The following is a 13,893-nucleotide window of genomic DNA, read 5'->3' on the forward strand; positions in this document are numbered from 1 at the left end:
TTAACCAGCAAAAATGAGATTTATGAAAAAAAGATTGATCTATATAGTTGCTTCTTTGATGGCTGCTGGAGTAATGGTTTCCTGTCATAAGATAACCGTAGAAGCAACCACGGAATTGACTCCCGATATTTACCCGCAGGATTCCGCTTCCTTTATCACAGCTTCCGGCCCTGCCTATGTAGCATTGAGAGGGAATGTGGCTGCGGAATATTTCTTCCAGCAAACTTACAGCACCGATGAAGGCATAATGCCTGCCCGGGGCGGTAACTGGTACGATGGTGGCCAGAACCTTGAAATGCATTATCATACCTGGACAAGGGACAATGGCTATGTAAATGGCAACTGGTATTGGCTTTCAACTATCATAGGAACGGTGAACCAGGAATTATCTATTCTTGGTAAAACGCAACCGGCAGGGGATTCCAAAGACAGGAACCTGGCTGAATTGAAAATGGTGCGGGCCCTTGCCTATTATTTTATGATGGACAACTGGGGGAATGTGCCCATCGATACCCTGTATGGCGATTTTGTTGCACGTGATAAAACACCGCGGCCGGAAGTTTTTAACTTCATCGAGACTGAAATTAAAGCAGCGATCCCTTACCTGAGTACTACAGTTAGTAAGGCTACCTATGGCCGGTTCACGCAATATGGTGCGTATGCCCTGCTGGCAAAAATGTACCTGAATGCGGAGTATTATACAGGTACTAAAAAATATACCGAGTGTATTGTAGCTTGTGATAATATTATAAGCTCTAATAAATACAGTGTCGCGAGCAGATCCAATTATTTGCAGGCGTTCTATCCGCTCAATGGCCCGGATGCGGTGGGCAGCAAGGAAGAATTTATTTTTGCTATCCCGTACGATCCAACATTCACCAACACCCTTCCCTTCCGCGCCGCTAACTACCATGCTCGTTACGATGTACCGCGCTCAATGGGTAAAGTGGCTGCTGGTGCAGGATATAATTACTTTAATATTCCCTACACGCCTGGTGGTCCCGCCAGCACGCTGCCAGAGTTTTATGCATACTTTAATGATGTAAATGATATTCGCAATAAACAGTGGCTGGTTGGCAAACAGTTTTTGCCCGATGGAATAACTCCACTTAATATCACCACTACAAAAGCGGGGTATGATGCCATTGCTTATAAGGGTGACAGTAGTAAGTTTACATATCAGTTAGAGCTAACTCCGAATATTGTATTACGCCAAAGTACGACCACTTTCGATTGTGGTAATGATGAAGTGGCGTGGAATATGGGTTATCGTAACATCAAGTTCTATCCTGATGCCACCTCTGCTTCGCGGGACCAGAACAACGACATTGCCATCTTCCGGTATTCAGATATCCTGTTGATGAAATCAGAAGCCATCTTGCGTGGCGGCACCCCTACGCTGGGACAAACCGCTTTATCGCTGGCCAATGATGTACGGTCGAAGCGAACCACTTCCCCAGCCTGGGCAACTATAAACCTGGATAGCATTTACAATGAACGGAGTCGTGAGTTTGCCTGGGAAGCGTGGCACCGGAACGATATGATCAGATACGGAAAATATGAGGGTAAATGGGGTTTCAAAACAAATGCAGATGAGTATCGCAGGATCTTCCCGATACCAACCAATGCGTTTGCAGTTAACCCAAAACTCACCCAAAACCCTGGGTATAATTAGTTTTTAGTTTTAGGAGAAGTGCGATGACAAAGCGCCGGACCTGACCATCGGGTCCGGCCAATTTTAACCACCGGATCCGCCGGCTGGCGGAATAGGGAGGAACCACTGTTAACAGCTACTAATAAACTTCTTTTTCATAATCATGTAGCAGTAATTACAACCTCCGGGCTTTCCAGCCTGGAGTTTTTTTTCTATGAACTAAAACGTTGAGAACAGAGAGCGCTGAGCTATACACTGAATTATAAAATTTGTCCGCTGCCTGCGCAACATTGATCTTTGAACCCGGAACTTTGAAATATGAACTGTAAACTAATACTTCTTCTAACCTGTTTGCCAGTATCTATTTTTAGCCAGGACCTGGTAAAATATGTACAACCATTGTCAGGCACTGCTCCCTCCACAACAACTGCCGCACAAAAACACAGCGAGGCTGGTTCTGAAAAAAACGCCAATACTATTCCGGCGGTAGGTTTACCCTTCGCCATGACGCAATGGACACCGCAAACAAGAGCAACCGAAACCAAGTGTATTCCTCCTTATTTTTATAAAGACAGTCTCATAAGCGGTTTTCGGGGCACCCACTGGATCAGTGGCTCCTGTATGCAGGACTATGGCAGTATGACCATTATGCCCATAACCGGGCAATTAAAAACGAAAGACTTTGCCACTCCCTTTTCGCATACCAATGAAGTTACTACACCCGCCTATTATAAAGTAACATTACCAGCCTATGGATGTATTGCTGAAATGACGGCCACTGCCCGCTGCGGCATGATGCAATTCACCCTGCAACAGGATGATAGTTTATACCTGCTGGTTATTCCTAATAGCGATCGGGGTGAAAGTGTGGTGAATATCAATGCAGCAAAAGGGGAAGTCTGGGGATACAATCCTGCCCATCGCATTTACCAGGGTTGGGGAAACAAGGCAGGCTTCAGTGGTTATTTCTTTATACAATTCGAAAAGGTGCCCGTGCGTACGGGAACATTTCAGGATGGAAATGTATTCGCGATCGATAGTATCCGCGATCAAAAGAACAGCGGGGTGTTTGCCGGTTTTAAATTGAAAAAAGGAGAAAAACTTCGTATTCGTATTGGCACCTCATTCAGCAGTGTAGCCGAAGCAAAGAAAAACCTGCAGGCTGAAATAACGACCTGGGACTTTACATCGATCCAAACCAGTGCGCAAAAAACCTGGCAACAGGCATTGGCACAAATACAGGTACAGGGCGACAATGAAAAGGACAAACGCATATTTTATACGGCTATGTACCACGCCATGCAGCACCCACGTTTGTTCAGTGATGTGAGTGGTACCTATCCTTCATTTGCCAGTGGCTCACCCATCCGCAAGCTGGCGAATGGACAGTACTATGATGATTTTTCCATGTGGGATATCTACCGCGCCCAATTACCCTTATTGCAGATCTTGCAACCAGCGCGGGTGAATCAATTGGTGTCGAGTCTGGTCTTGAAAGGGGAGCAGGGCGGATGGTTGCCTATTTTTCCCTGCTGGAACAGCTATACCGCCGCCATGATCGGTGATCATGTTACCGCATTTATTGCCTCATCGTGGACAAAAGGCATTCGTAATTATGATGTGGTCGCAGCTTACAAACTGATGCGGCAAAACGCCTTCGATATTCCCAATAACGAAGATTATATAAATGGAAAAGGCCGCCGGGCCCTGCCATCGTATTTACAATATGGGTATATACCCATGGAAGACAGCGTGCCCGAAGCCTTTCATAAAAAAGAACAGGTGAGCCGCACCCTGGAGTATGCCTATGATGATTATGCCCTCTCCCTTGTTGCCAAAGGATTGAATAAAATAGCCGATTATACTGCACTGCGCAAACGGGCGCTCAATTACCGCAACGTGTTTGACAGTGCAGTAGGGCTAGTACGGGGTAAATATGCCGACGGGCACTGGTACAAACCCTTTAATGCCGATAAACGCGAACCCTATATTACAGAAGGAACGCCACGCCAGTACACATTTTATGTGCCGCATGATATTAGCGGACTGGCTAGCCTGATGGGCGGCGATAAAGCATTGGAAAATGCACTGGACTCCCTTTTTGCAAAGAATGAATACTGGCATGGTAATGAACCAGGTCACCAGATCCCGTTTATGTATAACTACACGGCTGCACCCTGGAAAACACAACAGGTGGTACAGAATATTGTAAGCGAAGAATACAGCGATGGCGCCGGTGGATTGAGCGGGAATGATGATGCAGGTCAAATGAGTGCCTGGTATATCTTTGCAGCCATTGGCTTATATCCCGTTGATCCGGTTTCGGGTGAGCATATCATTAGCTCGCCTGTTTTTGATAAAATTACCCTTCAATTACCAGGAAGCAAGAAACTACAGATCGTTTGCCACAAACAAAATGCAAACGATCATTATATTCAACAAATAAAATTGAACGGCACCCTCTATAAAAAGAATTTCATCCCGTATGAGGTCATTAGGAAGGGCGGCGTGCTGGAGATCTATTTACAGGCCAAACCAACTGATTGGGGAAGTAGTGTAAATGCTCGTCCCTCAAGTTTGAGTACTAAAAGTTTTTAAGTTAGTTACAGGTTATTAAGTTTATAAGTTATTGAGTTATTGAAATGTTGGGTTTATTTGCGGATTGCCGTCTGTTGTCTGCCGTCTGCCGTTTAAACGGAGGCCTTAAATAAAATAGCGAACTGAGAATATAGATCCGGAGCCGGGAACCGGCGACTGAGTTCCTGGTTTCTTGAATTGGGTTGGAGGAATGGGATGCTTAGAAAAATAGCGAGCTGAGAATATGGATCCGGAACCGGGAACCGGCGACCAGTAACTGGCAGCACAAAACGTACAAACTAAAGAACCTAAAAACTAAATAAAAGCTGCTTACTTAGCCCATTGCCCATTGCAGTCTGCCGTCTGCCGTTTCCCGTTTCCCGACTTAACATTCTTTTAGCTCAAAATCCTCTTTTTGTAGTTATTTTCGCTGGGATCTATTTGCAAATTCGATAACTCAATACCATTTTCTATGCGTTCCTTTTTATGCTTGTGCCTGCTTGTTTCATTTGTAGGCGCCCAGGCCCAGGATGAGTCCTTACCCGATCTTCGAAACAAAAAAGAAAGCTTTTTAAAATCCCCCAAAGGTGAGATCCGGGACGACCTGGCCACTTTTACCATTGGCGGCATCGACGAACGACTGGGTAAGGAGCCCTTACAGAAGATACCGGCCACCGACTACAATATGCATTCTATAACCTTTGAAGGCAACAACCCCGCAATTGCGGGGCAGGCTCTGAAAGTGGTTATCACCAGCGGTACATTTGAAGCTTCCAAACACAAACTATTCTATTACTACGATAAGAAGTACCTGGTAAAAATAGATGGTAAACCATACTATGGCGATTATGGTACGGTTCCCACCACTACTATTTCTTCGGTTAATGTTATCCTTAATAATAAGGATACAGTTGCAGTTCCTCCGGCTGCATTTGCCGACCTGTATCACCCTGAATTTACGTACTCAGAAGGCGGTACCATTAAAACCCATAATGCCGTGTACCTCTCGAAAGACAAACACCGGATGTATATTTATATGGTGAACAACGAAGCCATTGGTAAGTATGAAGTAACCTGGATTTTGCAGGATAATAAATATGTAGGACGTGTTGTTGATTCCGGCATAATGAAATAAGAGCTGGTTTTATACGGGGTGAAAATGTGAATTGGGTGATTTTGAAGCGGTAGGTTGTTGAGATAATATTAATAGGTATAATCAACACATTTTCAGATTAAAAGGAGAGGTAATCACTGCCCGGAAAAATAATTTTAACCCCGAAACAATTTGCGAACCACGAACACCGTTAGTATATCGGTTTTTCATAGGATATTGGATTTTTAACGGGCCTGGATTTCTATCCGGGCCTTCTTTATTTTAACATCCTCCTTCCAATAAAAATGTAGAAATTTAGCAACAATACGCTCCTGCCTTATGTATATGTTCAATCTCCGGCCCATGAAAATGCAATCCCGTATAGGTAGCATGGTTTTTTAGTGTAAATAACAAAGGCTGCAAGTATGAATTGGATAGATTTTCTGCTACTGATAATAGTAGCCTATGGTATGTGGGATGGCTGGCAAAAGGGATTTATCCTGGAACTATTATATTTGATGGGGCTCATAATTAGTATTGCGGCTACTTTTTTATTATATCCATACCCTACAAATTTTATCAACAAATACTTTCCTTCACTCGGCTCCTGGGCATTGCCGCTTGCATTTATAGTTACCTATGTTTTAATGCGGGTATTTACAAATGTGCTAACCAACAGAACATTACATAAGATCCCAGCCGATGCGCATGGTCGGTGGGATAATAAATTCCTCGGTATGCTACCCGGTTTTATAAATGGCGTTACCCATGCAGTAATAGTGGCGGCACTGTTGCTGGCATTACCCATCAGTAATAATATCTCCAGTAAAACCCGTCAAAGCCGCTTTGTGGTTATTTTGTCGGTACCAGCCGAACTAATTGAGACCAAATTGTCATTGGTGTTTACCGAGGTAGAAAGAACGATGAACCGGTTAACTGTCAAACCCGGTTCCAATGAAACTGTCATTCTGCCTTTTAAGGTGATGGCGCCGCCCCCGCGGTCCGATCTGGAAACCCTGATGTTAAGTTGGGTAAATGCTGAGCGGATAAAAGCAGGATTGAATACACTGAAATTGGATCCTGAGTTAACTGCTGTTGGCCGCAAACATTCTGTAGATATGTTTCAGCGGGGCTATTTCTCACATATATCGCCCGATGAAAAAGGGCCTTTTGATCGGATGAAAGAGGATGGCGTGCAGTTTACCAATGCCGGCGAGAATATTGCGCTGGCCCCTACGTTGGATATTGCCCATAGCGGATTGATGCATTCACCCGGGCACCGCGCTAATATCCTGAGGCCTGAATTTGGCCGGCTCGGCATCGGTATAGTGGATGGAGGAAAATATGGACTCATGATCTCACAGGAGTTTAGAAATTAGTTATTTAGTTGAAGTTATTGAGTTGAGCTTGCTGTTACGCACTCAAAAACTCAATAACTAAACAACTAACAAACTTATTTCCCGCCGAAAATCTTACTAATTATCCAGAATATCAATCCAATTACCAGTACCACTAAAAAGATACCCCACCACATCCCTGCTTTAAAAATGCCTTCAACTGCAGCACAACCTGAATAGAATAAGGTCATCAACAGAAAGCATAAGCCGTAATATTTCTTAATCATAACACGAGATTTACAAGTAGTATCTAAAACCATATGCCTCTTATAATATATTGGTATTCATATATTTGATGTGATTTTTTGTGGAGTTATTTGCCCAGAATACGAACGTTCGAAAGCCTACGACACAAAAAGGAAAGTCCTGCATTCTTGTAGACAAATAATGCCTTAAGCGATTGCGTTCGGTGTTTCCGGCTTAAATTTGCGCATGCAAAAACCGGTTATTGTAATAAAGCTTGGCACAGCGGTTATTACCAATGAGGAAGGCGTGATCAGTCATACCATAATAAAGAAGGTAGCGTCAGAAATTGCGGAGCTGTTTCATACCCATCGGGTGGTGTTGGTATCGAGTGGGGCAGTGGGCAGCGGAAAAGTATACATTCAAAATTATAAGGGCAGTATTACTGAACGCAAAGCCGCCGCGGCCGTTGGTAATCCCTTATTGATACAATTATACCAGAAACAATTTTCGAAGTACGATATACCCGTAGCGCAAGCTCTGTGCGAACGGCACCATTTCAGCAACCGGTTTCAGTTTGTACAGTTGAAAGAAACCTTTGAAGCTTTTTGGCAGAACGGTATATTGCCTGTTGTGAATGAGAACGACCTGGTAAGTAATGTGGAGCTGAAGTTCAGCGACAACGACGAACTGGCCACTCTCATTGCCGTGGGTTTCGATGCAGAAACTTTAGTGATCTGTACCTCAGTGGGCGGTTTTATGGATGATGCCAAAAACATCATTCCCCGGGTAGAAAAGATCGACAGCAAGGTGTTGGGCTTTGTACAAACCGGTAAAAGCAGTCTTGGCCTGGGTGGCATGACCTCCAAACTCACCTTTACCCGTTTAGCCACCTCCCTGGGTATTCAGGTGATCATTTGCGGGCTGAGCGGAAAAACTCCCTTTGCTGATGCCCTCACCGGTAAAAACGGGACCACCTTTATTTCGCAGGATTCGAATTTAAAAGCCCGGCAAAAATGGCTGGCCAGCGGTTCTATTACATTGGGCACCCTGTTGGTTGACAAAGGCGCGGTAAAAGCCTTGCAACAGCGCCGAAGTTTGCTTACCGTAGGCGTTACCCAGGTGCAGGGAAAATTTGCAGCGGGAGAAGTAGTACAAATAAAAGATGAAGACGAAAGCATTATTGGCGTTGCCAAAGTAAAACTGGATGCCGCCTCCATTCGCGATGGCATTTCTCAAAAAAATGTATTGGCAGCACATGCCGACGATATAGTAATATTTTAATTAGACCTGATGAGCAGCAGTATACAACCATTGATAATTAAGACCTGGAAAGCCGCTATCAACTTGCGGCAGGCAACTGATAAACAACTGAAAGCTGTTTTATTGCAACTGGCCGATGAACTGGAGAAGAACAGCGCGGCTGTTATAAAAGCCAACCAGCTCGATGTAGAAAAGCAGGACCCAAACAATCCAAAAGTCGACAGACTGTTGTTGAACAAACAACGCATTGCCGGTATTGCAAACAGCATCCGGAAGATCAGCAAGTTGCCTAACCCTGCTGGTAAAACGCTGGAGAAACGCCGGCTCGACAATGGCCTGTTGCTGCATAAGATCGCCGTGCCGTTGGGCGTGGTAGGCGCCATTTACGAATCAAGACCCAATGTTACTTATGATATAGCAGCGCTTTGTATTCGCAGCCAGAATGGTTGTGTGCTCAAGGGCAGCAGCGAAGCGGAGAACTCCAACCTGGCAGCCATCCGCCTCATAAAAAAAGTGCTAAAAGCAAATGACATCGATCCCGATTGCGTAACCCTGTTGCCATCAGAACGGGAGACCGTGCAGGAATTATTTACTGCTACCAAATATGTGGATGTGCTTATACCCCGTGGTTCCGAATCGCTGATCCAGTTTGTAAGAAAGAATAGCCTGGTGCCGGTGATAGAAACCGGGGCTGGCGTATGTCATGTGTATGTAGAAAAAGAAGCGTCCATAAAAAAGGCGGTTGACATTGTTGTAAATGCCAAGGTATCACGTCCATCAGTTTGCAATGCTATGGATACGGTGATAGTGGATGAAGCCGTAGCGCCTGCTTTTCTGAAACAATTACAATCAAAATTCAATGAGCATCAGGTAGAGATATTTGCCGATGCCAAATCGCATAAATTATTAAAGGGTTACCCTCATTTACAAAAGGCTACACCGGAAGATTTTGATCGCGAGTTCCAGAGCCTGAAATGCGCCGTTAAGGTGGTAAAGAACATCGATGAAGCGCTGGACCACATCCGTGAACATTCTACCAAACACAGCGAAGCCATTGTTTCGAACAACAAAAAACAGTGCGCCCGCTTTTTACAGGAAGTAGATGCGGCTGCTGTTTATACCAATGCAAGCACCCGGTTTACCGATGGGGAAGAAATGGGCCTTGGTGCCGAGATCGGCATTTCCACCCAAAAGCTTCATGCCCGCGGGCCTTTTGCATTAGAGAAGTTGGTTACTGAGAAATGGTTATTACAAGGTAATGGTAATATAAGATAAAGCCGGACAGTCCTTTGGTCGGGAGCCTGTTGCAAGTTACAGGTTAAAGGTTACAGGGAAGTCCTGGCTTTGCAACCTGGAAACTGGAACAGGCTTTCTTCCTTGTCAACTTCCGTTGTAACCTCATTGCAGATAATGAATTGTAATGTATTATACATTACACAGGCAGGTAATCAGAAAATCCCCGTATATTGTCATTGAAACAATTGCTACGATTGCTTTGCCATATACGATGATCAAACGGATACTGATACTAACTATCTGCTTTCCATACCTGCGTCCACTATTTGCACAGCCTGTGCAATACCCGTTTTCGCACCTCGATATTTCTAACGGTTTATCGCACAACCAGGTTAACAGCATTATAAAAGATGCAAAGGGCTTTATGTGGTTTGGAACAGCTTCCGGTCTCAACCGCTATGATGGCTATACCTTCAAAGTTTTCCGGCACCGCGAAAACGACTCTTCCTCGCTTAATGACGATCTAATTGTAAAGATCCAGGAGGGACCTGACAATAAATTCTGGATCGATACCCGGGCCGGGCAGTGTCTCTTTGATCCCGTATCGGAAAAAGCCATGACCAATACGGCAGGTTATTGCCAGCAACTATCTTTACCCAATACGTTTGTTACCGATATTGTAAAGGATAAACAAGGCTGTTACTGGTTTGCCCAAACTGGCTATGGTGCCAGCCGGTATAACCCGGTAACGCATACGGTAACACGTTTTAAGCGGCAACACGATATAACCGATATGACGGCTGATAATGCCGGCAACATCTGGATCATTTATACCGATGGATTGCTGGAAGCATATAATACCGCTACGGAGAAAATGATCGTCAGCAATTCTGGATTGTTTAAACGGGCCGAGGAACTGCGGTACCGCCTGTTTGCCGATGCAGAGAACGACCTGTGGATCTATACAGAAGGGCTGCCACAAGGGGCCTTTTGTTACCAGATAAAATCAAATAACCTGGCACATTATCACCGCGATGCGCCCGGCAACCAGTTAAACAATAACCTGGTTACGGGTATTCAGCAGGATAACAATGGCCTTATCTGGATCAGTACTGATCATGGGGGAGTAAACCTGTTGAATAAAAGAACAGGCGTTATCGGGTATTTAGAGAATAAACCGGAAGATCTTAAAAGCATTAGTCAGAACAGCATTAATGCCATTTACCGAGACAACACCGGTATTATTTGGCTGGGAACCTATAAAAAAGGGATCAACTATTATCATGAGAACATCATTAAGTTTCCGGTTTACCGGCATCTGTTGTCCGATGCCCATAGTTTACCGTTCGACGATGTGAACCGGTTTGTAGAAGACGATAAAGGCAACCTGTGGATCGGGACCAATGGGGGCGGCTTGATCTATTACGATAGAATTACCGGGAATTATCATACCTATAAACACAGTGCTACCAATACAAACAGTATCAGCAATGATGTAATCGTAAGTTTATGCATTGATCATAATAAAAAGTTGTGGATCGGGTCGTACTATGGCGGACTTGATTGTTACGACGGCCACCAGTTTATTCATTATAAACATGATGCGGAAGTTGCTACCAGTATTTCTGATAACAGCATCTGGGAGATCTATGAAGATGCGCAACAACAATTATGGATCGGAACATTGAGTGGTGGGCTGAACCGCTTTCACCCGGAAATAAAAGGATTCTATACCTATCGAAAGGGAAATGGTTCCATTAATTCAAATTACATCTCGGCACTGGCCGAAGACCAGGATGGTAACTTGTGGATAGGCACCGAATCAGGCATTAGTGTGTTAAATAAAAAAGGCGGCGGTTTTACCTGGTACCAGCACGATACAAAAGATAAAAGCAGTTTAGGCAATAACAATGTGACTTCATTGTTGAAAGACAGTCACGGCAATATGTGGGTGGCCACCCGCGATGGACTGAACTTATTTGATAAAGTGACCCATTCTTTCCATCATTATTCCCAGGCTGATGGATTGTCAGAGAACAACATCCTCACCCTGATGGAAGACAACGCCCATACGCTGTGGCTAGGAACATCAAATGGCCTGAGCAGGGCCTGGGTAAAGCATGAAACAAATGGGGCCATCCGGTTACAGTTCAGAAATTATGATGAACGCGATGGATTGCAGGGGCGGGAGTTCAATGAAAATGCTGCATTGAAAACAAAACAGGGCGAACTGATCTTTGGCGGTGCCAATGGATTTAATATCATCAGTCCTGAAGCCATCTCACACAACACCGTGGTGCCCGAAGTTGTACTGACCGATCTACGGGTGTTTGATAAAAACCCGCAACCCGGTGAAGTGATCAATAACCGTGTGTTGTTGCAAACAGCCATTTCAGAAGTAAAGGCCATTACCCTGAAATACCATGAGAATATTTTCTCATTGGAGTTTGCCGCGCTCAACTATTCCAACCCCGAGAAAAATCAATATGCATATAAGCTGGAAGGATTCAACAACGATTGGTTAACAACCGATGGCACGCACCGCACCGTTACTTATACTAACCTCGATCCTGGTAAATATACTTTCAGGGTAAAAGCCAGCAATGGCGATGGGGTATGGAATGAAAAAGGTACGGCACTGCAGATTATCATCCTGCCTCCGTTCTGGCGAACTGTTCCGGCCTTTATTATTTATGCAGTACTGTTAGGCGCTATTTTATTTGCGGCCCGGCGGCTCACCATACAACGCGCGCACATGCGTTTTCAGCTGGCGCAACAAAAGAAAGAAGCAGAACGAGTGCACGAGCTTGACCTGTTGAAATTGAAATTCTTTACCAACGTAAGTCATGAGTTCAGAACACCGTTGTCATTGATCATGGCCCCGGTGGAAAAAATGCTGAACCATTCCCACGAGCCAGAACAAAAGAAACAATATCAGTTGATCTATCGAAATGCGCGGCGATTGCTCGCCCTGGTGAATCAATTGCTCGATTTCAGAAAGCTGGAGATGCGGGAACTGCGGCTCTATCCTTCCATGGGTGATATTGTTTCATTCGTAAAAGAAATTACCTGTTCATTCACTGACATGGCGGGCGCCAAACATATCCATTTCAATTTCAGCAACAGTATAGAGTCGTTGCAGATCTCTTTTGACCCCGATAAGCTCGAACGTATTTTGTTCAACCTGCTGTCCAACGCTTTTAAATTTACACCGGAGCATGGAAGCATCCAGGTTATAGTAGGGCAGGAAGAACAGTTTGTCTCTATTATGGTAAAAGACAGTGGGATTGGTATTCCCCAGGGGGACCAGGATAAAATATTCGAACGTTTTTTTCAACACGACATACCAGGCAGTATCCTGAACCAGGGAAGTGGTATTGGGTTGGCCATCTCCAAAGAATTTGTGCGCTTACATCAGGGTACTATTTCCGTAACCAGCGAACCTGGAAAGGGTACTTGCTTTACTGTGTTGTTACCCGTGAATAATGTGGTTGCCGAGCTGGTGGTAAGCCAGGAAGAATTGTTGCTGCAACAGGGAGGCGAAGGAGCCAGGGAAGTGACCGGTAAAGCTTCCCATAAAAAACCGGTGATCCTGATCGTTGACGACAATGAAGACATCCGTTTTTACCTGAAAGACAACCTGCGCCGGAATTATGTCGTGTACGAAGCTGTGAATGGGGCAGAAGGTTGGGAAAAGACCAAACAACTGCAACCCGATCTTATTGTAAGTGATGTAATGATGCCGGTGATGGATGGTATGGAATTATGCCGTACCATAAAACATGATAAACAAACCTCACACATTCCGGTAATTTTATTAACCGCCAGGTCGGCGGCAGAACCCAAGCTCGAAGCCTTCCAGGTAGGAGCTAATGATTACGTGACAAAGCCGTTCAGTATTGAAATGTTACAATCCCGCATCAGGAACCTGCTTTTGCAGCAGGAAGCCATGCGCAAATTGTTCCATAAACAGGTAGAGGTAAGTCCTTCCGAAATAAGTATCACTTCGGTCGATGAACAAATAATTCGCCAGGCAATAGAAACGGTGGAACAGCACATCAGTAACCCCGAGTTTTCAGTTGAGGACCTAAGCCGCGCCTTGCACATGAGCCGGGTAGCCCTGTATAAAAAGCTGCTGGCGTTAACCGGTAAATCGCCCCTAGATTTTATAAAGACGATAAGGTTAAAACGCGCCGCCCAATTGCTTGAAAAAAGCCAGTTCACCATTTCTGAGATTGCCTATGAAGTGGGTTTCAACAACCCCAAATATTTCGCCCGGACTTTTAAGAAAGAGTTTGGCTTATTACCTTCAGAATATATAGCTCAGAAAGGTAAAGCGTAGGTACCTGTCCACTCAACGTCGTTTTGTTAATGCTTGTTTTATGGAATCCCCTCCTGGGAGAGCCTGTCCCGCTTTGCGGGAGGTAGGTGTGGGTTTATAATGTTAATATTATTCCCTGTGTTTCATTCCAGGTTAATCAAATCGCTTA

The 13,893-nt window shown here is 44.7% G+C and carries 8 protein-coding genes; 7 read left to right on the top strand and 1 reads right to left on the bottom strand.

Features of this window, described 5'->3' with window-relative positions; translation table 11 throughout:
- Positions 1 to 22: 22 nt before the first annotated feature.
- From J7I42_RS10565 to J7I42_RS10580, 4 genes are all read left to right on the top strand, one after another.
- The gene (locus J7I42_RS10565; RefSeq protein ID WP_209138745.1) at positions 23 to 1,675 is read left to right on the top strand and encodes a RagB/SusD family nutrient uptake outer membrane protein; all 1,653 of its coding nucleotides are present in this window, start codon (positions 23 to 25) and stop codon (positions 1,673 to 1,675) included.
- 297 nt (positions 1,676 to 1,972) lie between these two features.
- Positions 1,973 to 4,252, top strand: a complete 2,280-nt coding sequence (locus J7I42_RS10570) for a GH92 family glycosyl hydrolase (RefSeq protein ID WP_209138746.1) — start codon at positions 1,973 to 1,975, stop codon at positions 4,250 to 4,252.
- Positions 4,253 to 4,703: 451 nt separating this feature from the next.
- Positions 4,704 to 5,366 (top strand): hypothetical protein, encoded by a 663-nt coding sequence (locus J7I42_RS10575; protein WP_209138747.1) that lies wholly within the window; start codon positions 4,704 to 4,706, stop codon positions 5,364 to 5,366.
- Between the two features lie 383 nt (positions 5,367 to 5,749).
- Positions 5,750 to 6,703 carry a CvpA family protein gene (locus J7I42_RS10580; protein WP_209138748.1) on the top strand — a complete coding sequence of 318 codons (954 nt, stop codon included), beginning with the start codon at positions 5,750 to 5,752 and terminating at the stop codon, positions 6,701 to 6,703.
- Positions 6,704 to 6,777: 74 nt separating this feature from the next.
- Here the strand turns inward: J7I42_RS10580 and J7I42_RS10585 are convergent, their stop codons facing one another.
- The gene (locus J7I42_RS10585; RefSeq protein ID WP_209138749.1) at positions 6,778 to 6,948 is read right to left on the bottom strand and encodes a hypothetical protein; all 171 of its coding nucleotides are present in this window, start codon (positions 6,946 to 6,948) and stop codon (positions 6,778 to 6,780) included.
- Positions 6,949 to 7,153: 205 nt separating this feature from the next.
- Here J7I42_RS10585 and proB point away from each other — a divergent pair, with 205 nt between their 5' ends.
- The 3 genes from proB (at position 7,154) to J7I42_RS10600 (ending at position 13,745) form a co-directional block, all read left to right on the top strand.
- Positions 7,154 to 8,188 carry a glutamate 5-kinase gene (proB, locus tag J7I42_RS10590; protein WP_209138750.1) on the top strand — a complete coding sequence of 345 codons (1,035 nt, stop codon included), beginning with the start codon at positions 7,154 to 7,156 and terminating at the stop codon, positions 8,186 to 8,188.
- A 9-nt stretch (positions 8,189 to 8,197) separates the two neighbouring features.
- A complete protein-coding gene (locus J7I42_RS10595) occupies positions 8,198 to 9,442 on the top strand; it encodes a glutamate-5-semialdehyde dehydrogenase (RefSeq protein ID WP_209138751.1) in 1,245 nt (414 codons plus the stop codon).
- 232 nt (positions 9,443 to 9,674) lie between these two features.
- Entirely contained in the window at positions 9,675 to 13,745 is a 4,071-nt protein-coding gene (locus J7I42_RS10600; protein WP_209138752.1) for a hybrid sensor histidine kinase/response regulator transcription factor, read from the top strand.
- Positions 13,746 to 13,893 lie beyond the last annotated feature (148 nt).

It is taken from the genome of Niastella soli, from assembly GCF_017742245.1.
GTDB lineage: Bacteria > Bacteroidota > Bacteroidia > Chitinophagales > Chitinophagaceae > Niastella > Niastella soli.

Coding starts and splice junctions, on each gene's coding strand:
- J7I42_RS10580 (WP_209138748.1), top strand. CDS start 5,750: ATGAATTGGATAGATTTTCTGCTACTGATAATAGTAGCCTATGGTATG.
- proB (WP_209138750.1), top strand. CDS start 7,154: ATGCAAAAACCGGTTATTGTAATAAAGCTTGGCACAGCGGTTATTACC.
- J7I42_RS10570 (WP_209138746.1), top strand. CDS start 1,973: ATGAACTGTAAACTAATACTTCTTCTAACCTGTTTGCCAGTATCTATT.
- J7I42_RS10575 (WP_209138747.1), top strand. CDS start 4,704: ATGCGTTCCTTTTTATGCTTGTGCCTGCTTGTTTCATTTGTAGGCGCC.
- J7I42_RS10565 (WP_209138745.1), top strand. CDS start 23: ATGAAAAAAAGATTGATCTATATAGTTGCTTCTTTGATGGCTGCTGGA.
- J7I42_RS10600 (WP_209138752.1), top strand. CDS start 9,675: ATGATCAAACGGATACTGATACTAACTATCTGCTTTCCATACCTGCGT.
- J7I42_RS10585 (WP_209138749.1), bottom strand. CDS start 6,948: ATGATTAAGAAATATTACGGCTTATGCTTTCTGTTGATGACCTTATTC.
- J7I42_RS10595 (WP_209138751.1), top strand. CDS start 8,198: ATGAGCAGCAGTATACAACCATTGATAATTAAGACCTGGAAAGCCGCT.